Raw genomic sequence first — 21,063 nt, 5'->3', positions numbered from 1 at the left:
AGGTGACCATGAACGGCGCGTCGCGGGTCGCCGCCCTCCCTCTCAGCATCGCGGCCTCGGCGACGCCCACCCCTTCCACCTCGCCGAAGGCGGGTCCCCGGAGGCTGCGCGTGCCCGCCACGATGACCAACATGGTCCGGGCAGGCGGCTACTCCGGCGACGCGTACGCCGCCTGCATGAAATGCAAGGTCAAGACCGGTAACCCGGGCTACTACCGCGAGACGTACTTCCGCTTCGACCTCGGCGCCGTCAAGGTCGAGCCTGCCCGGATCGCCAAAATCGTGCTGCACGCCCACATGCACGTCGACGACAGCGGTGACGTCCAGGGAAGGGCTGTCGCGTACGCCATGGGGAACAACTGGACCTCCGGGGTCACCTTCGACACCCGCCCGCCTCTGAGCAACAAACTCGGCGAGTTCCCGCCGGTGGATGAGTCCGGCAGTTGGGTGAAGCTGAATCTCACCAGCTACCTCAAGCCGAAGCTGGGCGGACCGGCCAGCGTGGGGTTGGCCGAGAGCGCTGGAGTAGGCGTGGCTGTCGGCGGCCTCTCCTCCAAGACCGTCCCCTATCTCGAGATCACCACTCGCTGACGCCTCGAGCCCGGGCGGTCAGGGCGCGGTCGATGAACGATGTGACATCGTCCAGGACCTCGTCCTTGTTGGTCTCGTTGAACACCTCGTGCCTGCCGCCCGGGTAGATCCGCTCGGACAGGTCGGTCCCCCGCACGGCGTCGATCCCGCCCCTGCTGGGCCCGAGCGGCACGAGCTGGTCGTCTTCGCCGTGCACCCACAACGTCGGCAGCGCCCCGAACGTGTCGCCCTCGGCGAGCGTGGTCAGCGTCGCGGCGAACGCCTCCAGCGTGGGTCGCGGTGACCCGGTCGCTCAGCCAAGCTCATGGAGTTTGACCGTGGCGGTGTTCCTGCGGCGACCTCGCGGCAGCGGAGCAGTCTCCCGTCCCGTTGTGGCGACGGTGGGGAGGTCCTGTGCGGGTCGCGTGCAAACGGTCGCAAGGGTGCGGCCTCGCTCCTATCGTCGCAGAATATGCAGACAGTGGATGTACTGGTCGTGGGCGCGGGACTGGCCGGTCTGCGCACAGCCCAGCTGCTCGCGCGACGGCAGCTGAAGGTGATGGTGGTCGACCGCCGCAGGTCGCTGTCGGCGGGCATCCGCACCACCGGGATCTTCGTGCGTCGTACCCTGGACGACTTCGACCTGCCCGACCATCTGCTCGGGCCTGGTGTGCGGGACGTGCTGCTGTATCCGCCGTCGCGGCGGGCGCCGATCCGGCTCACCAGCGACAGGGACGAGTACCGCGTGGCCGACATGGCGGCCGTCTACGAGCACGCGCGCCGCGCGGCGGAGTCGGCCGGGGCACAGGTCCTCCTGGGCGTACGGTACGTCGACGCGTCGATGGGCTGTGTACGGTTCACGGGTGCGGAACCGGTGAAGGCCCGGTTCATCGTCGGCGCGGACGGCGCCCGCTCCAGGGTGGCCCGAGATCTCGGTCTCGATGTCAACCGGCGCTTCCTCGTCGGTGCCGAGCTCGTCCATCCCATCGCGTCAGGCACGACCACTCCTGCGTTCCACTGCGTGCTGGACCCCCGGGTCGCTCCCGGGTACCTGGGGTGGGTCATCGACGACGGCCGGCATGCGCATGTCGGCGTCGCGGGCTACCCGGACGCGATGCGCGCCGGCATCCGTCACCTGCTGGACGCTTTCGCCGTGGACGCGCCAGGCCGCGCGGCGCCGGCAGGTCCGGTCGAGCGTCGAGGCGGTCCCATCCCGGTCGGCGGGGTGCTGCGACGGTTGGCCTGCCCCGCAGGGTTGCTCGTCGGAGACGCGGCGGGCGCGGTGTCGCCGCTGACGGCCGGTGGGCTGGACCCCTGCTTCCGCATGTCGGAATGGGCAGCGGCGGTCGCCGCCGGCTACCTGCGTACCGGCGACCCGCGCGTGTTGCGCCGGTACGACGGGAACGCGTTGCGGAGCCGGTTCCGAGGGCGGCTGGTGCTGCGCCGCGTGTTCGCCGGCATCCGATCACCCGCCTTGGCAGAGGCGGCGGTGACCGTGCTGCGCGGTCGTGCCGGTCGGGCACTGGCGGCGCGGGTCCTGTTCGGCGACGGCTCGTTTCCTTCTGTCCATCCACAGCTCGCGGACCCGGCGATCGACCGCCTACGCCAGTAACGTCGGGGGCCGGCGGCGGCTCATGGGTGGTGAGACAGCCGTTCGGCCAGGATCCGAGCGCGGGCGAGCTGGACCTTGCGCGCCTGGCCTGCGGCGAACCCGGCCAGGAGCCACGGTGCCGTCAGGTCGAGCCTGTCGCTCACCCGTGTGCCGGTGCCGTCAGGCTCGAGGTCGAAGCGGTAGGCCATGCGGACGCATCCGGGGCTTCGCACCTCGCCGTGGACGGACAGACCGTCGGTGTGGAGGGCCACGGTGATCGGGTTGTCGTGCGTGTGAAACACGTGGGTCAGCACCCTGCTCGACACCCGGCCTCCCGTCCCCGCGCGTTCTGTCGCGGAATTGTCGCAAGGTTCCTTGTCGCCGGGAAGTGCAGACTGATCACGAAAGCGAAGGGCTCGGATGACTGTGTCGTTGACGCCAGGTTTGGTTGAGGGTGGGTCCCGTGAGCTGAAATGATCACATTTGTCCCTGTCACCCCTCTGTATCGCAGGAGCACTCTTGTTCAAGCGTCGTGCCTTCACCTTGTCCGCAGCCCTCACCGCCCTGCTGGTCTCCGTCGCAGTTCCCGGTGCGGCGGCGGGCGAGGAGCTGGATGATCCGACAGCCCCTGGGCCGGTCTACCGCACGGTGACGGACAAGAGCGGGCTGCTGTCGTTGCAGACCAACGGGCGTCCTGACGGGCGGGACATGGTCTTCAGGATCTCGGGATCCGTCTACGCCAACATCGAGGGCAACGCTCACGACCCGCAGCTGCGCCATGGCCAGAAGCTGTTCAACATCGAGGGCTACAACATCCGGCGGCTGTACCGGGTACCCGGCACCACGCAGCTCTACCAGCTCTCCCGCGAGATCGTCTTCTACACCGACCCCGCCGACCCCACGAAGATCGTGCGGGAGTGGACGAACCCGATCGACCTCCGGACCTATCCCGTCGTGCCCATCAACAACGACACGGTGAACTTCGGCCCGTTCAACGTCACCCCCTCCTACGCGGGCCCGCCCCTGCGGCAGATGCACGACGAGACCGTGTGGACCAGCGACATCCCGGTTCGGACCAACTTCGGGCTCACGCTGGGCGAGTCGTTCGGCCTGGTGAACGGCGTCTACGCGGCCCAGGAGATGTTCGACTTCTACGTCGACGACCGCGAGGTCGCGGCCCGCACGGTCGCGGGCACCGTCCCCAGGGGCGCGATGAAGACCAAGATCAGCTGGTCCAGGACGAGCCCGTGGGCGCCGTTCATGTGCCTGCCGGAGACCGGCGTCCGCGGGCAGCTCACCTACCACGCCCGCAGCTGGTCGCTGCCGTCCTACCTCGACATCGAGCCGTGGCTGCGCGCGGAGGTCGACGCCGCCTACCCGCTCTACAAGGCCGCTCCCACCGCGCCGGGCCCGAGTGAGAACTCCTGGACCTCCTTCTACAACAAGCAGCTGGGCAAGGGCGCCACCACGTGGGCCGACTGGTGCGCGGCCAACGGCAGGGCATGACGCCCTGCTACCCGGAGGGATGCGAGAGCTGCTAGGCCTCGACGCGGTAGCCGCTGGCCTGGGTTTCGAACAGATGGGCGTAGCCGCCGCGCGCGGCGATGAGGTCGTCGTGGGTGCCCTGCTCGACGATCCTGCCTTCGCCGAGCACCACGATGAGGTCGGCGTCCCTGACCGCGCCGAGCCGGTGCGAGACGAGGAGGCTGGTGCGTCCCGACCGGTGCTCGCGCAGCCGCCGGTGCACCTCGTACTCGGCCTCCGCGTCGAGCCCCGAGCTGGGTTCGTCGAGGATGAGCAGGTCGCGTTGCTCGCGCACCAGCGCGCGGGCCAGGGCCAGCCGCTGCCACTGGCCGCCGGATAGCACCACTCCGGCGTCGTCCTCCGGTCCGAAGAAGATCCGGCTCAGCATCGTGTCGTATCCCTGGGGCAGCGACCGCACGATCTGGTCGGCTCCGGACATCTCGGCGGCGGCCTGGATCCTGGTCCGGTCGGACATCGCCTCGAGTTCGCCGACGCCGATGTTCTCCGCCGCGGTGAGGTCGTAGCTCATGTAGTCCTGGAAGAGCACGCCCATCCTGGCGCGCAGCTCGGCCGGCGGGACATCGCGGATGTCCACGCCGTCCCAGAGGATCGCCCCGTGGGACGGATCGTAGAAGCGGCACAGCAGTTTGATCAGCGTGCTCTTGCCGGCTCCGTTGAGTCCCACGAGCGCGACCGACGCGCCGTGGGGGATCGTCAGGTCGACGCCGCTCAGCACCCAGGGATGGCTCTCGTCGTACCGGAACCACACGTCGCGCAGTTCGATGCCGCGCCGGAGGGCCGGCAGCAGGGCCGGCCTGCGCGGTGGTGAGAGGTCGTCGGAGAGCGACATCACCCGCTCGTGGTGGTCGAACAGGAGCAGCGCGTGGCTCGCGTTGGCCGCGTTCTCCACGGTCGCGATCAGGGCGGCCTGGGTGCCCGCCACGGCCGCGGCGAAGGCCGTGACGTCGCCCAGGGTCAGCCGCCCCGCCAGGGCGGCGTACACCGCCCAGACCAACCCCGCGCCGCTGACCACGGCGGACAGGCCGGCCAGCGCCGACTGAGTGAGCGCCTCCCGCCGGTCCAGCCGCCGCTCGGCCGCCTGCATCGTGCCGAGCTCGCCGATGACCCTGCGCCTGAGGAAGTCGCCGAGCCCGAAGAGCCGTACCTCCTTGGCGGCCTCCACGTCGGTGATCAGCGAGGAGTAGAAGATCTGCCGCCTGGCCGCCGTCGACTGCCCGGCGATCATCCTGGTCCGCCGCTTCTCCAGGGACATCCTGGCGGCGAGGGTGGGCAGCGCCGCGACGGCCACCAGCCCGGCCATCAGGGGGCTCAGTACGGCCAGCGCGCCGAGGAGCCCGGCCAGGGTGATGATGTTGCGGCAGAGGTCGAACAGGCCCGAGGTGATCGGGCCCATCGCGCCGCCCGTGGCTTGCGTGGCCATCCGCAGCTCGTCGAGGAAGGCCGGGTCCTCGAACCTGGACAGCCCCTGGAACCCGTTCACCCTCGTGTAGAGGCGGTCCTGCAGCAGCAGGTCGAGCCTGCGGTCAGACTCCGCCCGCAGGTATCCCGTGACGTGGGGCAGCACCCCGGCGGCCAGCCCGAGCGCGACGAGTCCGACGACCGGCCCCAGCACCCGGTCCACGAGACCCGCCGCCAGCCCGTCGATGAGCAGCTTCGTGACCCACACGGTGCCCGTGGGCAGCAGTCCGGCCACGACGGTGACCACCAGTTGGGACACCGCCAGCACAGGTCCGGCCCGCCAGCACAGGAGCCCCAGGGTGGCGGCCCGTCGCAGGCGGTCGAAGGTCATCTGGCCGTCGCCACGACGGGCAGTTCGGACAGTTCCGTGTGCGCGGCGGCGACCGTGCCCTCCTGGTCGGCCCAGAGGAAGGTGGGGAACGCCTCCACGCCGAGGTCGTGCGTGAGACGCGCGGCCTCCTCACCCGTGATCACGCTCGACACGCCGCCGACCATGGCGACGAGGTCGTCGACCTTCGCGCCGTCGCCGGTGACGACCGCGAGGGCGGGCTGCTTCCCTGCCGCCTCGGCGAACTGCGGTGCGCGCTCGTGACACGTGCTGCAGCCGACGTCGAAGAAGCCCACCAGCCGCGCACCTGCCGCGGCCTCGGGCAGCGCGCGACCGACCAGCACGGCGGGGTCGTACGGCATGAACATCGAGCGTTCGTTGAGGCGCGCGAGCTCAGCGGTGTGCTCGCGCAGCCGGCGCAGCACCCCGAGACCGAGCACCAGGTTGAACAGGCACAGGAGGCCGACGAACACGACAGCGGTAACCAGGAAGGGCATCAGGCAACCTCACTTCAGACGGTGAACAGCTCCATCAGGTCGTCGAGGCGCACCACGAGCAGGGCGCCCACGCCGGCCGCGACGAGTGCGAGGACGACACCGGCCGGATGTGGCGTGGACGCGCCGGCGGTGATCCAGGCGATGAGCCCGACGCCGCCGAAGCTGGCCAGGACGAGGTTGCGCACCACGTGCACCCGGCCGAGCGGTGTGACGGAAGCGCCGAAGCACCGGCACGGCGCCTGCCGTCCTCGGCGCAGGGCGGCCAGGATGCCGCCGGTCAGGACGGCGAGCGTCCCCACAGCGGCCACGAACCCCAGCGGTACGGTCCACGGCAGCGCCAGCAGCAGGACCGCCGCGGCCTCGGCGGCCAGCAGCGCGTGCGCGGCCGCCACGGACACGCGCCTGGGGAGGACCTCGAGAACCACGATGGAGGACACGAACTCGTCGAACGCCGCGCGGCCACGGACCTTCCCCGTGAACGCGATCGCGAAGACGGCGGCCAGCAGGACTCGACACGCGATCATGAGATACAGCACAGTCTTCACCTCGCGCCGGGTCTGGCGGCGGGCACCGCCGCCAGACCCGCGTTTCTACCTAGCCGCCACAGATGCGGAACGCGTAGCAGGACCCACAGCGGGTCTGGCCACCGGCGGTGGTGCAGATCTTGCGGAAGTCGGAGCGCTCCCTGCAGTAGCAGTGGACGTACCACTCGGCGGCCGCCTTCGCGGACGCCTTGGGCACCAGCTTGTCGAGAATCCGGTCGCCGAGCCTGCCAAGAACAGCAGTCATGGATTCGCTCCTTTCGTTGCGATGCGGTCAGCCGAAAACCTATGCGGGGGGCATACAGCGCCTCATACAGCCGCGCTACAGCCGGGCGGTGAGCAGCCTTTCCAGCACCGGATCGCGCCGCGTCGCGAGATCGGCGAGGAGCTGCTCGGCCTTGCCGGCGTCCGCCGCGGCGCGCGGATCGCCGAGTGCCGCCCTCGCCCTGGCGAGCTGGCGGATGCCGGCGGCGTGGCCGTACGCATCGCCGATCCTGGCGGTCAGCTCCAGGACGCGGGCCAGGTCGGCCTCAGCAGCGGCCGGATCACCCTGCCGCAGACGGATCTCGGACCTGCTGAGCAGAACCTCCCACTGATCCTCCCTGTTGCCGGTCTCCTCGCAGCGGGCCAGCGCCTCCTCCAGCACCACCAGCGCCTTCTCCCGCTGGTCGAGCAGGCAGTGGGAGCGGCCGAGCGCGGCCAGCGTGATGCTCTCGCCGTACAGGTCGCGATCGGCCCGCCGGATGGACAGGCACCGTTCGAAGCGGTCCACCGCCTCGGTGTGCCGGCCCAGCCGGAGCAGGACTTCACCCAGGTTGTGCGCGACCAGCCCGACGCGGTTCGACCCGTGCGCCTCGAGCAGCAGCAGGCCCGCGCTGATGTGGTCGAGGGCCGCGTCGAGATCTCCCGACTGCATGCACAGCCAGCCGAGGTTGTGCAGCGCGAGCCCTTCCTCCCTCCGATCGCCCACGTCACGCCAGAGTTCGAGCGCCCGGCGCAGGAGGTCGTGCGCCGCCTCGGCCTGGCCGGACTTCCACTCCACCAGCCCCAGCGTCGCCAGCGTGGACGCCTCCACGGTGCGGTCGCCGTCGCGCCGCGCGACCTCGATGGCGAGCCGCGCGATGGTCTCGAGCTCCCGCCAGTAGCCGTTCTTCATCGCGATGGCCTTGATCAGGGCCATCAGCTCGACGGCGAAGCCGCCCTGCCTCCCTTTCGCCGCCTGTACGGCTGCCGCCACCAGGCACGGCAGCTCCGTTTCCAGCCACCGCACCGCCGTCGGGAGATCGCGCAGGTCCACACCGGTCGCGCGGGCGCCCCCGCTGACGGGCACCAGGTGCGGTTGCAACAGAGCCTGCAGCCGGCGGCAGTGGTCCAGGTACCAGTCCAGGGCCCGCCCGACCGCCCGCGCGCGCTCCTCCGGCGCATGATGGGTGACGGCCAGCTCGGCGGCGAAGAGGCGCAGCAGGTCGTGCATGCGGAACCGGCCGTCGCCGACCGGCTCGAGCAGCCGTGCCTCGGTCAGCTCGTCGAGCGCGGCCTCCGCCGTCGTCGGGTCGAGGTCGGCCAGCTCGGCGGCGAGCTCGACGCCGACCTCTGGCACCTCCAGCACGCCGAACGCGCGGAAGGCCGCCTTCGCGGTGCTCGTCAGCGTTCCGTACCCGACCTCGAAGCAGGTGCGCACCCGCAGGTCGGCCGCCTGGAGCTCGTCCAGCCGCCGCTGCTCGTCGCCCAGCCGCAGGCCGAACCTGGCGAGTGACCAGTCGGGCCTGCCCGCCAGCCGAGCCCCGGCGATGCGCAGCGCCAGCGGATGGTAGCCGCACCAGCGCGCGATCTCCGCAGCCGCCTCCACCTCGGCGCTCACCCGCTCCTGACTGGCCAGCAACGCCAGCAGGCGCACCGAATCCGCCTCGTCGAGCATGCCGACGGCGATGGGCACGGCATCCACGGTGGTCAGCGCGGCACGGCTGGTGACCAGCGCCGCACAGCCGCCTCCCGCCGGCAGCAACGGCCCCACCTGGGCGGCGCCGACGGCGTTGTCGAGGACGACCAGGACTCGCCGGTCGGCCAGCAACGACTGGTAGTGGGTGGCCGCCTCCGCCGGTGCCGCAGGGACCTCACCGGGCGGCACGCCCAGCGCGCGCAGGAACCGGCCGAGTACCTCGGCCGGTTGCAACGGCGGCAGGCCGGGCGTGGACCCCTGGAGATCGACGTAGAGCTGGCCGTCGGGATAGCGGTCGGCCACGCCGTGTGCCGCCTTCAGGGCGAGCGCCGACTTGCCCGCACCGCCGGGGCCGTGCAGCGCGACCACGGAGGGGCCTGGCCCGCCGTACAGGACGGTGTGCAGGCGGGCCAGCTCGGCGGACCGGCCCACGAACACCATGGGAGCCCGCGGAAGCAGACGCGGACGCGGACGCCCGTCATCGACAGGCACGGCGGGGACGTCACGGTCGGGGGTCAGCAGAGCGGTGTCCCTGCGCAGGATCGCCTGCTGCAGCCGGCGCAGGTCAGGCCCTGGGTCGATGCCCAGTTCGTCGGCCAGGATCCGGCGGGCGGCCCCGAAGGCGTCCAGCGCGCCGACCACGTCGCCACTGCGGTACAGGGCCACCATGAGCTGGGCGTGCAGCCGCTCGCGCAGCGGGTACTGCCCGATCACCTCGCGCAGCCGCGTGGCCGCCGTCGCGTTCTTGCCGAGAGCGAGCTGGACGTCCGCGTGCTCCTCCACCACGCCCAGATAGTGCTCGGTGAGGCGGGCGACCACCTCGCGCAGGGCGGGCCCGAGCGGCACGTCCTCCGCCGCGGTCCCGTCCCACAGCGCCAGGGCCCGGGTGAAGGCCTCCTCGGCGGCGCCCAGATCCCGCCTGGCCAGCGCCTGGCGGCCACGCGCGGACAGCGCCTCGAACTCGAAGAGGTCGAACTCCTCAGGCCCGACCCTCAGCAGGTAGCCGACGTCCGAGGTGACCAGCCACTCCTGCGCACCTACCTCATGCAGCAGCTTGCGCAGCTGCATGAGGTAGGTGCGCAGGTTCGCCACAGCGGAGCGGGGTGGCCGCTCGTCCCACACCTCCGCCACCAACGACCTGATCGGGACGACGTGGCCGGCCCGGGCCAGCAGCATGGCCAGGACGGTCCGTTGCTTGGGCGCCGTGATCTTGACCGGCGACCCGTTGACCTGGATCCGCATCGGGCCGAGAAGTCGGAAACGCACGATGTACCGGCTTACAGGGGTGGCCCGCCCAACCGGCGCAGGGCGACGCCGAGCAGGCGGTCGGCATCGAAGAACCCGCGCTGCCGGGAGTCGACGCTGTCGGTGTTGTCACCCAGGACGACCAGTGCGCCGGGGGGCACCCGGGTCACGCTGTCGTCGATGCCGGGCGGCACCGGGTCGCCGGGTAACGCGACGGCGCGCTTGATGTTCCACTGCCGGCCGTCCCGGCCGGGCGGTCCGATCTCCGCGGGAGTGAGCGGCGGCTCGAGCACGACCACATCGCCCGTGCTGACCTGGTCGATGCGGCGCCTGCGCACCAGGACCCGATCGCCGTCGGACAGCGTCGGGGCCATGCTGGTCCCCTCGACCGTGACCACCACGTAGCGCCTTCGCGCCCACAGCGCGCCCGCCATCGCCGCCAGTACGAACCCACCGAAGATCAGCTTCATGGCGCTCTTCCCCGTCGATCCCCTGGAGGGGGGAGTCCTCCGCGAAACGATCTCCGTTGGGACGCGACCCTGTCAAGGCACCGCTCTCCGGGAGGACCGGGCGCAGACTTGGGCGATCCTCGCCCGCACAAGGGCTTCATGCGGGAAGGAAGAGAGTGTCCTCTGCCAAGGAGTCCTGCCGCCGTGGACTGGAGCCTTCGCGCCTGTAGCAGGCGCGGTCACGTCACGTACGCCCCCGACGAGCCTCACCTGCGGCGACGGCTGCGCGCCGACACCGCGCTCGGCGAGGCGTGGCGCTGTCTGCGCTGCGGTGACTTCACCCTCGGCCCGCCGTACGGCGAGGGCCCGGCCGACGAGGCGCCGCTCGTGCTGCGCGGCAGGGCCCTGCGCGACGCCGCCGTCCTCAGGCTTCTCGCGCTCGAACGGTGCGCCAGAGGGCTGCTGCTGTTCCTTGCCGCCTACGGCGTCTGGCGCTTCAAGGGTGGCAGGGAGGCCGTCGACAGAGCCTTCGAGGAGTACCTCCCCCTGCTCGCGCCGCTGGCCGACAGGCTCGGCTGGCGCCTGGCCGACTCCAAGCTCGTCCACACCCTGCACCAGCTGCTGGCGACCGGCACGGGGACGCTGACCTGGCTGGCGATCGGCCTCACCGCGTACGGCCTGCTCCAGGTCACCGAGGGTATCGGGCTGTGGCTGCTCAGGCGATGGGGCGAGTACTTCGCCGTGATCGCGACGTCGGTGTTCATCCCGTTGGAGATCTACGAGCTGAGCCACAGGGTCACCTGGGTGCGCGTCGCCCTCTTGGCGCTGAACCTCGCGGCGGTCGCCTACATCGTGTACGGCAAGCGCCTGTTCGGCGTGCGCGGCGGCCACGCGGCCTACCAGGCCGAACGGCACCAGGCCAGCCTTCTCGAGGTCCGGGCGGCCGGAGCCCCCTCAGGCGGGAGCGCAGGGCCTCCGGACTGAGGACGTCCAGGCCGGCCGGAGCGGGCCGGCCTGGACGTCATGATCAGACGAGGTCGAACCGGTCGAGGTTCATGACTTTGTCCCACGCCGCCACGAAGTCGTTCACGAACTTCTCCTTCGCGTCGTCGCTCGCGTAGACCTCCGCGAGCGCACGCAGCTCGGAGTTCGACCCGAAGACGAGGTCGGCACGGGTGCCGGTCCACTTGACCGCGCCCGTGGCGCTGTCGCGACCCTCGAAGGTGTTCGCGTCCTCGGACGTCGCCTTCCACGTCGTGCCCAGGTCGAGCAGGTTGACGAAGAAGTCGTTGGTCAGAGAACCGGGGGTCGTGGTGAGGACGCCGAGCGACGACTGCTGGTGGTTCGCGCCCAGGACGCGGAGACCACCGACGAGGACCGTCATCTCGGGGGCGCTCAGGGTCAGCAGGTTCGCCCGGTCGAGCAGCAGGTACTCGGCCGGCAGCCGGTGGCCCTTGCCGAGGTAGTTGCGGAACCCGTCGGCGGTCGGCTCGAGCGCGGCGAACGACTCGACGTCGGTCTGCTCCTGCGACGCGTCCACGCGGCCAGGCGTGAAGGGGACCTCGACCTCGAAGCCGGCGTCCTTGGCGGCCCGCTCGACCGCCGCACCGCCGGCGAGCACGATCAGGTCGGCGAGCGAGACCTGCTTGCCGCCGGTCTGGGCGGCGTTGAAGGACTGCTGGATGCCCTCCAGGGTGCGCAGCACCGTCGCCAGTTGGTCGGGGTCGTTGACCTCCCACCCGCTCTGCGGCTCGAGGCGGATGCGCGCGCCGTTGGCGCCGCCGCGCTTGTCGCTGCCGCGGAAGGACGAGGCAGACGCCCACGCGGTGGACACGAGCTGGGACACCGACAGGCCCGAGGCGAGAACCTGGCCCTTGAGCGCGGCGACGTCGGCGGCGTCGATGAGCTCGTGCGTCACGGCGGGCAGGGGGTCCTGCCACAGCAGCGTCTCCGCCGGGACCTCAGGGCCGAGGTAGCGCACGACCGGGCCCATGTCGCGGTGGGTCAGCTTGAACCATGCCTTGGCGAAGGCGTCCGCGAGCTCGTCGGGGTTCTCGAGCCAGCGCCGGGTGATCTGCTCGTAGATCGGGTCGACGCGGAGCGCGAGGTCGGTCGTCAGCATCGTCGGAGCGTGGCTCTTCGACGGGTCGTGGGCGTCGGGCACGGTGCCCGCCCCCGCGCCGTCCTTCGGCCGCCACTGGTGCGCGCCCGCGGGGCTCTTGAACAGCTCCCACTCGTAGCCGTAAAGGATCTCGAGGAAGCTGTTGTCCCAGGTGATCGGGGTGTTCGTCCAGATGCCCTCGAGACCGCTGGTGATCGTGTCGCCGCCCTTGCCGGTGCCGAAGGAGTTCTTCCAGCCGAGGCCCATGTCCTCGATCGAGGCGGCCTCGGGGTCGGCGCCGACGTGGTCGGCCGGGCCGGCGCCGTGGGTCTTGCCGAAGGTGTGTCCGCCCACGATCAGGGCGGCCGTCTCCTCGTCGTTCATCGCCATCCGGCGGAAGGTCTCACGGATGTCGCGGGCCGCGGCGAGCGGGTCAGGGTTGCCGTTCGGGCCCTCGGGGTTGACGTAGATGAGGCCCATCTGGACCGCGGCGAGAGGGGTCTCGAGCTCCCTGTCGCCGGTGTAGCGCTCGTCGCCGAGCCAGGTGGACTCGGGGCCCCAGTAGACGTCCTCGTCAGGCTCCCAGACGTCCGCGCGACCGCCGCCGAAGCCGAAGGTCTTGAAGCCCATCGACTCCAGGGCGACGTTGCCGGTGAGGATCATGAGGTCGGCCCACGAGAGCTTCTGGCCGTACTTCTTCTTGACCGGCCACAGCAGGCGGCGCGCCTTGTCGAGGTTGCCGTTGTCCGGCCAGCTGTTGAGGGGGGCGAAGCGCTGCTGGCCGGCCCCCGCGCCGCCGCGGCCGTCGCTGATCCGGTAGGTGCCCGCGCTGTGCCAGGCCATCCGGATCATGAACGGGCCGTAGTGGCCGAAGTCGGCGGGCCACCAGTCCTGCGAGGTGGTCAGCACCTCCAGGATGTCCTGCTTGACGGCCGCGAGGTCGAGGGTCTTGAACGCCTCGGCGTAGTCGAACTCCTCGCCGAGGGGGTTGGCCACGGCCGGGTTCTTGGCCAGGATCCTCAGGTTGAGCCGATCCGGCCACCACCGGTGGTTTCCGCCGCCCTGAGTCGGGTGAGGGGCGCGCTCGTGCGCGACCGGGCAGCCACCTCCACCCTCCGTCTTCGGGTCTGTGACGATCGCGTCGTGGTTCTCTGACATGGGAATCCTTCCGGACTGGCAGATCACGGTGCTCAGGAACTGCGGGTGCTGGAACAGCCGGGGCACAGGCCCCAGTAGATGACCTCGGCCTCGTCGATCGAGAAGCCGTGGTCGTCGGAGGCGGTCAGGCAGGGCGCGTGGCCGACCGCACAGTCGACGTCGGCGACGGCGCCGCACGACCGGCACACGAGGTGGTGATGGTTGTCCCCGACGCGCCCCTCGTACAGGGCGGGGCTGCCGGGTGGCTCGAGGCGGCGTACGAGCCCTGCGGCGTCGAGCGCGTGGAGGGCCTCGTACACGGCTTGCAGAGAGATATGACCTACGCGATCACGCACCCCGGAGGCGATCGCCTCGACGCCGAGATGGTCACCGTCCCGGACGGTCTCGAGCAGCGCGACGCGGGCGGCCGTCACCCGCAGGCCGGCACCGCGCAGCTCCTCGGCGATGGTCGGGGTCCCGGAAGCGGTCATGTCGCCAAACCTACCGTCATAAACACGAATGATACAAGAGAGCGAATTATCCAAGTTTAGTGTCGCCCGCTCCAGAGACATACCATACGGAATGGTATGGTCAGCGTTCCGGGTGATCGGACATCCCTGAGGAGGGCGAGCATGGCGCCGGAACCGGTACCCCTCGAATACGACTGGCCAGGACTGGACGCGGAACGAGACGGCGTCGTCTACGACGAGAGAGCGATCGCGAGATCGGCTCAGGCGCTGAGAGACGTGCTCGGCCGCCTGACCGGCGAAGGCGGGGGCGGCGAGGGGAGCGGCCTGACCGCAGGCCAGGGCTCCATCGACGATCTCGCGGACTTCCAGCGTCCCGTCGACTCGCACGGCACCCCGCTCCACTCGACCCCGGCGAGCCCGCTCTCCACCCCAGCGAGCCCGCTCTCCACCCCAGCGAGCCCGCTCTCCACCCCGGCGGGCCCGAACCACTCCCCGTCGGGCCGAACCACTCCCCGGCCGCCACCTTCGGCGTCCCCGGCGCCGGCACGGAGCTCGGATCAGACCCGGTCAACGGCAGGGCCGCCGCCTCGCACGGCATGGGCTCGCCCTTCATGCCGATGAGCGGGACGGGCGGTGCGGGCGGTCAGGAGGAGCAGGATCGCGAAACCGGCACCTGGCTGCACGAGGACGACGACATCTGGAGCGGCGATGTGGGCGGTGTGGTCGACAGCAGGATCGGCTGACCCGTGCGCGGGCCGTTCATCGCGGCGGTTCCCGCAGGACGCCGGCGATGACCGTGGTCACGACCTTGTGGACGGCCTCGGCCTCAGGTCGGGTGACCTGGCGGTCGGCGAAGAGCAGGTGCCCGGCCCCGATCAGCGTGGGAGCGAGCGTGTCGACGTCGGCGTCGGCGGCGATGCGGCCCAGGTCGCGCTCGACGGCGAGATAGGAGGCGATCATGGCCGTGGCTTCGGTGAGTACCGGGACGCCGGTCGGGGTGGCCTGGCGAAGCCGGGCGCGCAGGTCGTCCCTGAAGGTGATGAAGCCGACGATCGCCACGGCGACCGACCCGAACAGCTCCATCAGCGCGCCGGTGAGGTTGCCGGCGATGGTGCCGGTGCCTGCCGACTCGCGCAATGAGGTGGCCTGGCTGCCGATCCGGCTGATGCGGTCCTGTACGAGTTCGGCGACGAAGGCGTCGAAGTCGGCGAAGTGCCGGTGCAGGACGCCCTTGGCGCAGCCCGCCTCCGTGGTGACCGCCCGGCTGGTCAGCGCGTTCGGCCCGTCCCTGAGCAGGATGCGCTCGGCGGCGTCGAAGAGCTGGGCGCGCGCGTCGTGGATGGCCACACCTGTCGGCACAGTGCATCGCTCCTTCGCTCTCGGGGGCCCGCCCGGTTGACGAGTGGGCGAGCGCCCATTCATAGTGGGCACATGCCCACTATACCGCCGAAGCGAGCGCGTCTCGCCGAGAACGAGCGTCATCCGGAGCGAGCGCGTGTTACCGAGAACGAGCGTCATCCAGAGTCAGCGCGTGTCACCGAGAACGAGCGTCATCTGGAGCCGGCGCGTCCTGCCGAGAACGAGCCTCATCGATACCGACAGGCGGCGGAGTCGTTCGGATCGGACGCCGAACGCTACGACCGCGCCAGGCCCCGCTACCCCGAAGCCATGGTGGACCGGATCGTGGCCGCCAGCCCGGGGCCCGACGTCCTCGACGTCGGCGTCGGCACCGGCATAGAGGCCCGGCAGTTCCAGGCCGCCGGCTGCAAGGTGCTCGGGGTCGAGCCCGACGCGCGGATGGCTGACTTCGCGCGGCGCGGCGGGGCGAAGGTCGAGGTGGCGACGTTCGAGGACTGGGACCCGGCCGGCCGCCACTTCGACGCGGTCATCGCCGGGCAGTCCTGGCACTGGGTCGACCCGGTCGTGGGAGCGGCGAAGGCGGCGCGGGTGCTGCGGCCAGGCGGACGGCTAGCGGCGTTCTGGAACGTGGGCCAGCCCCCGCCCGAAGCGACGGAGGCCTTCGCGGCGGTCTACGGCCGCGTGGTGCCCGACTCGCTGGCCGCGCGCGGCTACCGGAAGGCGATGTCCGCCCTGGATGGCTACGCGGTGCTGTTCGGCAAGGCGGCCGACGGGATGAAGCAGGCGGGCGCGTTCGGCGACCCGGAGCAGTGGCGATTCGACTGGGAGCGGGACTACACCACGGACGAGTGGCTGGACCAGCTGCCCACCCAGGGCGGCCTCAGCCAGATCCCACCGGCGAAGCTGGCGGAGGTGCTGGTGGGCATCGGGGCCGCTGTCGACGCCATGGGCGGCGGCTTCACGATGCACTACACGGCCGTCGTGATCACCGCGACGCGAACCGCCCCCGCCTGATCCGGTTGCGCCTGAATCGGCGCCGCCTGAATCGGGGGCGACGATTCCGGCCGTGGCAGGTGGGAGGGTGGGCGGATCTGGGGCCTGTACGGAGTTGGGATCAGAGGGATCGCCTGCGCTTCGGTTACCGGTCCTGCTAGTGCACTTCCCCTCGTAACGTGGAGACCGAACCAGGAAAGGTTTGGTCGTGGCAGCAGTCACGCGGCGGCGCTTTGATCGGTGCCAGTGCCTAGCGCTCGCCCGGAGTGACAACGCCGGATTCGTACGCCAGGACCACCGCCTGGACCCGGTCGCGCAGCCCGAGCTTCGTCAGGATGCGCCCCACGTGGGTCTTGACCGTGGTCTCCGACAAGAACAGCTCGACCCCGATCTCGGCGTTGGACGCGCCTCGGGCCAGGCTGAGGAAGACTTCACGCTCGCGCTCCGTGAGCACCTTGAGCACGGCGTCCGGGTCGGTGTTGGCCTTCGCGACGAGCCGCCCGATGAGCCGCCGGGTCGTGGCGGGCGCGATGATCGAGTCGCCCCGGTGCACGTACCGGATCGCAGCGATGATCTCCTCTCCTGGCGCGTCCTTCAACATGAACCCGCTCGCACCGGCGCGCAGCGCGGCCAGGACGTGCTCGTCGAGGTCGAACGTGGTCAACACCAGCACCTTCGGCGGATCGTCCAGCCGCTGGATCTCCCGGGTGGCGGTGACACCGTCCATTCGGGGCATACGGATGTCCATCACCACCACGTCGACGCGTCGCGACTCCAACGCCTTCAGGGCCGCCAGGCCGTCAGCGGCCTCGGCGGCGACCTCCATGTCGGGCTGGGACCTGACGACCATGGTCAGGCCGTTGCGCAGCAGCTCATGATCGTCGACGATCATGATCCTGATGATGGGAGACTCCTCGGCTCATAGGGCACGGTGGCCGACAGTTCGAAGCCGGCGCCGGGACGTCTGCCGGCCTCCAGGGTGCCTCCCACCATGCTGAGACGTTCGCGCATCCCGGTCAGCCCGACGCCGGCCTCTTCGGCGGGCGGCCCGTCGCCGTCGTTCGTGATGGTGATGTGCAGTCCGTCCGGGCGCCACGCCAGCATCATGTCGGCCGCGGCCGTCGCCCCCGCGTGCTTGATTACGTTGGTCAGCCCCTCTTGGATGACGCGATAGGCGGTCAGGTCGACGGCTGGACGCAGCGGTCGGGCGTCCCCGACCTCCTGTACGGCGACGCGTACGCCCGTATCACGCACATGGTCGAGCAGGTCGGAGAGGTCGCCGAGGCCGGGTTGCGGAGAGGTGCCGCCGTCGGTGCGTAGCACCCCCAGGAGCCCGCGCATGTCGCGCAGGGCCTCGCGCCCGACCCCGGCGATGGTGGCGAACACGCCCGCCCCGGGTGAGTCCGGATCGGACAGCCTGCCTCCCTCCGCCTGGCTGACCATGACGGCGAGCGAGTGGGACACCACGTCGTGCATCTCGCGGCTGATGCGGTCGCGCTCCGCCCGCGCTGCCTCCTTCCGCTCCCGCACACGGTCGGCCTCGGCGCGCTCGGCCTTCGCTCTGAGCTCGGACAAGAACAACACCCGCATGCGGCTGAGGCGGCCCAGCGACCAGAAGCACGCCACCGCGGCGACCAGGCCGACCGACAGCCCGATCCGCCACGCGACCAGCTCGTAGGAGCCCGAGGAGCCGCCCCACGAGGCCGGATTCCACAGACGCGACAGGACCAGGACCACACCCGTCAGGGCGACGGCCAGGCAGACCAAGCTGGGCAGCAGGCCGAGCCGGCCGGACGCCGTGTAGAGCAGCAGCCCGAAGACCAGCGTGCTCGGCAGCAGCACCGCCGGATAGTAGGCGCCGCCCGTCGGGTCGTGCAGGGGCGGCAGCGCCACCAGCAGCAGCATCGCCACGGCGGCCACTCCGTACGCCGCCAGCGGGCGCAGCCGACGCGGAACGACGCAACCATGCAGCACCAGTAGGCCGAGACCCGCGAGCAGGCGGAGCGACAGGGGACTGTCCGAGGCCCGGAGCAGGCTCAACGAGACCAGGCCGAGCGGCAGGACGAGCAGGACGGCGAGCATGGCATCGGCGCTCACCTGATGCCGGTTGAAAAACGAGTCCACCACGGCGCCGGCAGGTGACGGGGACTCTCGCACGCCCACCATTATGGTCGGCGTGCGTGAGCGAGGTGCCGGCGGCGGGAGAGGTACGCCAGCGCGGCCACCGCCAGGGCCACACCCCACAGCGGCCACAACATCTCCGGCAGCCAGGCGCCCAGCTCGTCGGCCGCCCCCGCCGGGCCAACCTGCTCGCCGGTGAGCTTCTTGCGGACGTACATCAGTCCGGCGGAGGTGATGGGGAGGGAGACGGCCAGAGCCGAGTAGGCCGGGAGTCGCGCCGGAATCGGCCGCCCGCGCAGGAACGGCACCCAGCGCGGCCAGACCTCGCCCCACGGCCGGACCAAGCCGACGGTCAGAACCGCGCCGACGAGACCGAGCGTGCTGAGACCGGCGCCGATCGGAGTGATCTCGGCGATGTAGGCCAGGAACCGGTCGCTGATGCCGACGGGCACGCCCAGGAGCCAGCCGAAGCGGGTGACGGCGTAGACGACAGGGACGGCGACCGCGACAGCGGTCGCATACCGCCCGATCCGTAGCGCGCCGGCGGCGCTGCCGGGCCGCCCGGGCCCTCCGATCAGCGCGCGCGTCCCCAAGAGCATCAGGCTGACGCCGGCCGCCATCAGGATGAGCAGGTTGACGCTCGGCCACGTCAGCATGGTCGCGATCATCGAGAACTCGGCCTGGCCGGCGAGCGCGGCAGCCAGCATCACCGGCAGGTACCCGGCGGTCATCATGATGCGCACGTCGGGCAGGAGCACCGCCAGGCCGACGCCGGCCACGACGGCCACGACGGCGGGGGCCCGGTTGAGCGGGCCTCTGGCGGCGAGCACGGCGACGACGCCGGCCACCAGCGCCGACATCGCCAGCACGCCCCCGCCGGCCGCTGCCGGAAGAGGGTCGAGCAGGGTGTTGCCCGCGCCCGGACGGCTGGCGTCGAACGGATATCCGGGCCCTCCGAAAGCCCAGAGCAGGCCGAGGGCCAGATAACTCGCCGACCAGACGACGACGATCAGGGCCGGCACGATCGTACGGCGGCTTCCTGGAGGAGAGGTGTTCACCCTGCCTAATCTGCCGCCGCGGCGGTACCCCGCACATCGTCACCGGGTCTCGGCCGGCTCCTCCGGAGGTCGCGACGGCGTCGTCCCAGAGGAGGACCTCACACCGCGCATCGCCGCCGGATTGCAGTCCTGCGTTCTGAGTCCCTGCCTCACCGACAATGCGGCCGCCGACCACGACTACCGTTTCTGGAACGCCCTCTGACGCCTGCCGGGCAGGACGGGCACACGCGCTCTCGTCCGAGTCGCGTGAGGTCCATTCGCTCGTGCCAGGAGTTTCCATGGTCATACGGCAGAGGCCCCGGGCCTCGCGCGCCCGCCTCTGGATGACGGTCCTCGACAGAGTCGCCTACATGCTGTTCGGCGCCGCTGCCACGTTGATCGGGCTGGCGATCGCCATCGGCTACGGCGATATGACCGAGCTCGAGCTCTACAGGGACGACCTGAGGATCCTCAGCAACGTGGTGTTCGTGGCCGCACTTCTCCTCAAGGGACTGCACACCGCGGTGGTGCGGCGCAGCGGCAGGACGGCAAGCGAACCGGGCTCGTAGGAGCCGTCGCCCGATCTCGCCCCGGCTCCCCGACGGTACGCGCTCCCATGCGCAGGGGCGGCTGTGGGTACATACGTGATGGTGCGCGGTTCATCGCGACGGGCTTGAGGAGGGGTGGGATGAAGGATGTGGCGGTGACCCTCTTCGATCTGAGTGAGCCTTTCGTGCGCGAACACGTGGTGCGGTGTGAAGCGTGCAAGCACACCCTTCGTACCCCCGAGTCGCGGGCCGCGGGGATCGGGCCCGAGTGCGCGGCCAGGTTGGGGCTGGCGCCTCGGAAGCCGCTGAGGATCACCGGAGTGCCGCGAGGCTGGAACTGCGAAGGGCAGATCGACCTGTTGGAGGAGGAATGGTGACGCGGCGGCGGGTCGCGTTCGAGTCGGTGGCGTGACGAGCCCGCCCGCGCGCCATGGCTTCCTCGAGCGAGAAGACGCGAAGACGGCTCGCGTAGCGTCCTGACGTGGGACAGTAGACGTACTGTGATCTCATCCCCCTCGCTTCCACTCGACCTGGTCGCGCTTCCGAACGGCGACGTCCTCGTGCTGCCTGCGGTGTGGCCGGTACGGCTCACGCCGGAGCAGAGGCGGCAGCTCGGCGAGCTCCTCCTCGACTCGGACACCCGAGGGCTGAGCGTGCAGATCGCGGAGAGGTCCTCCGACACGCAGGAGTAGGGCGGCGTCCTCGCTCCCGAGGAGCGCGGGATCGACCGAGGAGCCTGGTACCCGCCTCCGCTGAGGCCAGGCATCGGCCTGACGACAAGGCGAGGCCGTGTCCTCACCGGCTGCCGGCATGCCCCAGGGAAGCATCGCCCCCGAACCGCTGGCCGACTTGTGGGCCGGCCAGCGTGTCTTGCGGACGTCATGCGGACAGTCGATGAACCGGTGCTCGGTCCGGGCACGATGAGCGGAGCGGTGAAGAGCCGGGATCCGGAGAGGATCCCCGTGACCAGCAGTGGCGACGCGGGTCGACATCCCCGTCAGGCGGCGTCGAGGGCTTCGGTGATCTTGCGGATCATCTCGGCCATGGTGGGGCTGGGCCGGCCCTTGTGGGTCTGGGCGGCGGCTTCGATGGCGACGATGACGGTGCGGCGGAAGTTGTCGGCCTCGGCCGGGG

Annotated in this window: 23 protein-coding genes and 1 pseudogene; 9 read left to right on the top strand and 15 right to left on the bottom strand. The window is 70.8% G+C overall.

Going from position 1 to position 21,063, the window contains the following annotated elements; genetic code table 11:
- Positions 1-8 precede the first annotated feature (8 nt).
- Positions 9-554, top strand: a pseudogene (locus ABFX50_RS51605) (CBM96 family carbohydrate-binding protein); the annotation flags it as partial.
- 22 nt (positions 555-576) lie between these two features.
- Here ABFX50_RS51605 and ABFX50_RS46410 read toward each other — a convergent pair.
- Positions 577-837 (bottom strand): alpha/beta hydrolase, encoded by a 261-nt coding sequence (locus ABFX50_RS46410; protein WP_379506602.1) that lies wholly within the window; start codon positions 835-837, stop codon positions 577-579.
- 204 nt (positions 838-1,041) lie between these two features.
- Here ABFX50_RS46410 and ABFX50_RS46405 point away from each other — a divergent pair, with 204 nt between their 5' ends.
- Entirely contained in the window at positions 1,042-2,181 is a 1,140-nt protein-coding gene (locus tag ABFX50_RS46405; RefSeq protein WP_346156645.1) for an NAD(P)/FAD-dependent oxidoreductase, read from the top strand.
- 20 nt (positions 2,182-2,201) lie between these two features.
- Here ABFX50_RS46405 and ABFX50_RS46400 read toward each other — a convergent pair whose 3' ends face one another.
- A complete protein-coding gene (locus ABFX50_RS46400) occupies positions 2,202-2,486 on the bottom strand; it encodes a hypothetical protein (protein ID WP_346156642.1) in 285 nt (94 codons plus the stop codon).
- Positions 2,487-2,679: 193 nt separating this feature from the next.
- Between ABFX50_RS46400 and ABFX50_RS46395 the strand changes: the two genes are divergently transcribed.
- The gene (locus ABFX50_RS46395; RefSeq protein WP_346156638.1) at positions 2,680-3,666 is read left to right on the top strand and encodes a DUF1838 family protein; all 987 of its coding nucleotides are present in this window, start codon (positions 2,680-2,682) and stop codon (positions 3,664-3,666) included.
- A 31-nt stretch (positions 3,667-3,697) separates the two neighbouring features.
- On the opposite strand, the gene ABFX50_RS46390 is transcribed toward ABFX50_RS46395, so the two are convergent.
- The 6 genes from ABFX50_RS46390 to ABFX50_RS46365 form a co-directional block, all read right to left on the bottom strand.
- Positions 3,698-5,494, bottom strand: coding sequence for an ABC transporter ATP-binding protein (locus ABFX50_RS46390; protein ID WP_346156635.1), 1,797 nt, complete (start codon positions 5,492-5,494; stop codon positions 3,698-3,700).
- Positions 5,491-5,988, bottom strand: a complete 498-nt coding sequence (locus tag ABFX50_RS46385) for a TlpA family protein disulfide reductase (RefSeq protein WP_346156631.1) — start codon at positions 5,986-5,988, stop codon at positions 5,491-5,493. Before ABFX50_RS46385 ends, ABFX50_RS46390 begins: the two co-directional genes overlap by 4 nt.
- Before the next feature lie 14 nt (positions 5,989-6,002).
- On the bottom strand, positions 6,003-6,512 hold the full coding sequence (locus ABFX50_RS46380; RefSeq protein WP_346156629.1) for a MauE/DoxX family redox-associated membrane protein: 510 nt from the start codon (positions 6,510-6,512) through the stop codon (positions 6,003-6,005).
- Positions 6,513-6,582: 70 nt separating this feature from the next.
- Complete coding sequence (locus ABFX50_RS46375; protein WP_346156627.1) at positions 6,583-6,777, bottom strand: hypothetical protein; 195 nt, start codon at positions 6,775-6,777, stop codon at positions 6,583-6,585.
- Between the two features lie 75 nt (positions 6,778-6,852).
- On the bottom strand, positions 6,853-9,735 hold the full coding sequence (locus ABFX50_RS46370) for an AfsR/SARP family transcriptional regulator (RefSeq protein WP_346156625.1): 2,883 nt from the start codon (positions 9,733-9,735) through the stop codon (positions 6,853-6,855).
- An 11-nt stretch (positions 9,736-9,746) separates the two neighbouring features.
- Positions 9,747-10,184 (bottom strand): S26 family signal peptidase, encoded by a 438-nt coding sequence (locus ABFX50_RS46365; RefSeq protein ID WP_346156623.1) that lies wholly within the window; start codon positions 10,182-10,184, stop codon positions 9,747-9,749.
- 183 nt (positions 10,185-10,367) lie between these two features.
- Here ABFX50_RS46365 and ABFX50_RS46360 point away from each other — a divergent pair, with 183 nt between their 5' ends.
- Entirely contained in the window at positions 10,368-11,147 is a 780-nt protein-coding gene (locus tag ABFX50_RS46360) for a DUF2127 domain-containing protein (protein WP_346156620.1), read from the top strand.
- A gap of 43 nt (positions 11,148-11,190) precedes the next feature.
- On the opposite strand, the gene katG is transcribed toward ABFX50_RS46360, so the two are convergent.
- From katG to ABFX50_RS46345, 3 genes are all read right to left on the bottom strand, one after another.
- Positions 11,191-13,422 carry a catalase/peroxidase HPI gene (gene katG, locus ABFX50_RS46355; protein WP_346156617.1) on the bottom strand — a complete coding sequence of 744 codons (2,232 nt, stop codon included), beginning with the start codon at positions 13,420-13,422 and terminating at the stop codon, positions 11,191-11,193.
- Between the two features lie 32 nt (positions 13,423-13,454).
- Positions 13,455-13,892, bottom strand: coding sequence for a Fur family transcriptional regulator (locus tag ABFX50_RS46350; protein ID WP_346156615.1), 438 nt, complete (start codon positions 13,890-13,892; stop codon positions 13,455-13,457).
- A gap of 239 nt (positions 13,893-14,131) precedes the next feature.
- Positions 14,132-14,380: a hypothetical protein gene (locus tag ABFX50_RS46345; RefSeq protein WP_346156612.1), complete on the bottom strand. Its 249-nt coding sequence runs from the start codon at positions 14,378-14,380 to the stop codon at positions 14,132-14,134.
- Positions 14,381-14,467: 87 nt separating this feature from the next.
- Between ABFX50_RS46345 and ABFX50_RS46340 the strand changes: the two genes are divergently transcribed.
- On the top strand, positions 14,468-14,614 hold the full coding sequence (locus ABFX50_RS46340) for a hypothetical protein (protein ID WP_346156609.1): 147 nt from the start codon (positions 14,468-14,470) through the stop codon (positions 14,612-14,614).
- Positions 14,615-14,630: 16 nt separating this feature from the next.
- On the opposite strand, the gene ABFX50_RS46335 is transcribed toward ABFX50_RS46340, so the two are convergent.
- The gene (locus tag ABFX50_RS46335) at positions 14,631-15,230 is read right to left on the bottom strand and encodes a TetR/AcrR family transcriptional regulator (RefSeq protein ID WP_346156607.1); all 600 of its coding nucleotides are present in this window, start codon (positions 15,228-15,230) and stop codon (positions 14,631-14,633) included.
- A gap of 195 nt (positions 15,231-15,425) precedes the next feature.
- On the opposite strand from ABFX50_RS46335, the gene ABFX50_RS46330 reads away from it, so the two are divergent.
- The gene (locus ABFX50_RS46330; RefSeq protein ID WP_346156705.1) at positions 15,426-16,244 is read left to right on the top strand and encodes a class I SAM-dependent methyltransferase; all 819 of its coding nucleotides are present in this window, start codon (positions 15,426-15,428) and stop codon (positions 16,242-16,244) included.
- Positions 16,245-16,473: 229 nt separating this feature from the next.
- On the opposite strand, the gene ABFX50_RS46325 is transcribed toward ABFX50_RS46330, so the two are convergent.
- From ABFX50_RS46325 to ABFX50_RS46315, 3 genes are read right to left on the bottom strand one after another with little or no spacing between them, the layout of a single operon-like run.
- Positions 16,474-17,115 carry a response regulator transcription factor gene (locus ABFX50_RS46325; RefSeq protein WP_346156605.1) on the bottom strand — a complete coding sequence of 214 codons (642 nt, stop codon included), beginning with the start codon at positions 17,113-17,115 and terminating at the stop codon, positions 16,474-16,476.
- Positions 17,112-18,380 carry a sensor histidine kinase gene (locus ABFX50_RS46320; protein ID WP_346156604.1) on the bottom strand — a complete coding sequence of 423 codons (1,269 nt, stop codon included), beginning with the start codon at positions 18,378-18,380 and terminating at the stop codon, positions 17,112-17,114. Before ABFX50_RS46320 ends, ABFX50_RS46325 begins: the two co-directional genes overlap by 4 nt.
- 8 nt (positions 18,381-18,388) lie before the next feature.
- The gene (locus tag ABFX50_RS46315; protein WP_346156601.1) at positions 18,389-19,402 is read right to left on the bottom strand and encodes a hypothetical protein; all 1,014 of its coding nucleotides are present in this window, start codon (positions 19,400-19,402) and stop codon (positions 18,389-18,391) included.
- A gap of 278 nt (positions 19,403-19,680) precedes the next feature.
- Between ABFX50_RS46315 and ABFX50_RS46310 the strand changes: the two genes are divergently transcribed.
- The 3 genes from ABFX50_RS46310 to ABFX50_RS46300 all read left to right on the top strand — a co-directional run bounded on the left by ABFX50_RS46310 (position 19,681) and on the right by ABFX50_RS46300 (position 20,621).
- Positions 19,681-19,950 carry a hypothetical protein gene (locus ABFX50_RS46310; protein WP_346156599.1) on the top strand — a complete coding sequence of 90 codons (270 nt, stop codon included), beginning with the start codon at positions 19,681-19,683 and terminating at the stop codon, positions 19,948-19,950.
- A gap of 134 nt (positions 19,951-20,084) precedes the next feature.
- Positions 20,085-20,306 (top strand): DUF6011 domain-containing protein, encoded by a 222-nt coding sequence (locus tag ABFX50_RS46305; protein ID WP_346156597.1) that lies wholly within the window; start codon positions 20,085-20,087, stop codon positions 20,304-20,306.
- 123 nt (positions 20,307-20,429) lie between these two features.
- The gene (locus tag ABFX50_RS46300) at positions 20,430-20,621 is read left to right on the top strand and encodes a hypothetical protein (RefSeq protein WP_346156595.1); all 192 of its coding nucleotides are present in this window, start codon (positions 20,430-20,432) and stop codon (positions 20,619-20,621) included.
- Positions 20,622-21,063 lie beyond the last annotated feature (442 nt).

This window comes from Nonomuraea recticatena, assembly GCF_039533245.1.
Classification (GTDB): domain Bacteria; phylum Actinomycetota; class Actinomycetes; order Streptosporangiales; family Streptosporangiaceae; genus Nonomuraea; species Nonomuraea roseola.
The sequence above is the reverse complement of the archived record's forward strand: the minus strand, read 5'-3'. Positions and strand labels throughout refer to the sequence as shown.

What these genes read in the sequence shown, in the direction of transcription:
- ABFX50_RS46390 (WP_346156635.1), bottom strand. Translation starts at nt 5,494, where the DNA reads ATGACCTTCGACCGCCTGCGACGGGCCGCCACCCTGGGGCTCCTGTGC.
- ABFX50_RS46325 (WP_346156605.1), bottom strand. Translation starts at nt 17,115, where the DNA reads ATGATCGTCGACGATCATGAGCTGCTGCGCAACGGCCTGACCATGGTC.
- ABFX50_RS46405 (WP_346156645.1), top strand. Translation starts at nt 1,042, where the DNA reads ATGCAGACAGTGGATGTACTGGTCGTGGGCGCGGGACTGGCCGGTCTG.
- ABFX50_RS46385 (WP_346156631.1), bottom strand. Translation starts at nt 5,988, where the DNA reads ATGCCCTTCCTGGTTACCGCTGTCGTGTTCGTCGGCCTCCTGTGCCTG.
- ABFX50_RS46340 (WP_346156609.1), top strand. Translation starts at nt 14,468, where the DNA reads ATGGGCTCGCCCTTCATGCCGATGAGCGGGACGGGCGGTGCGGGCGGT.
- ABFX50_RS46350 (WP_346156615.1), bottom strand. Translation starts at nt 13,892, where the DNA reads ATGACCGCTTCCGGGACCCCGACCATCGCCGAGGAGCTGCGCGGTGCC.
- ABFX50_RS46310 (WP_346156599.1), top strand. Translation starts at nt 19,681, where the DNA reads ATGGTCATACGGCAGAGGCCCCGGGCCTCGCGCGCCCGCCTCTGGATG.
- ABFX50_RS46375 (WP_346156627.1), bottom strand. Translation starts at nt 6,777, where the DNA reads ATGACTGCTGTTCTTGGCAGGCTCGGCGACCGGATTCTCGACAAGCTG.
- katG (WP_346156617.1), bottom strand. Translation starts at nt 13,422, where the DNA reads ATGTCAGAGAACCACGACGCGATCGTCACAGACCCGAAGACGGAGGGT.
- ABFX50_RS46365 (WP_346156623.1), bottom strand. Translation starts at nt 10,184, where the DNA reads ATGAAGCTGATCTTCGGTGGGTTCGTACTGGCGGCGATGGCGGGCGCG.
- ABFX50_RS46380 (WP_346156629.1), bottom strand. Translation starts at nt 6,512, where the DNA reads ATGATCGCGTGTCGAGTCCTGCTGGCCGCCGTCTTCGCGATCGCGTTC.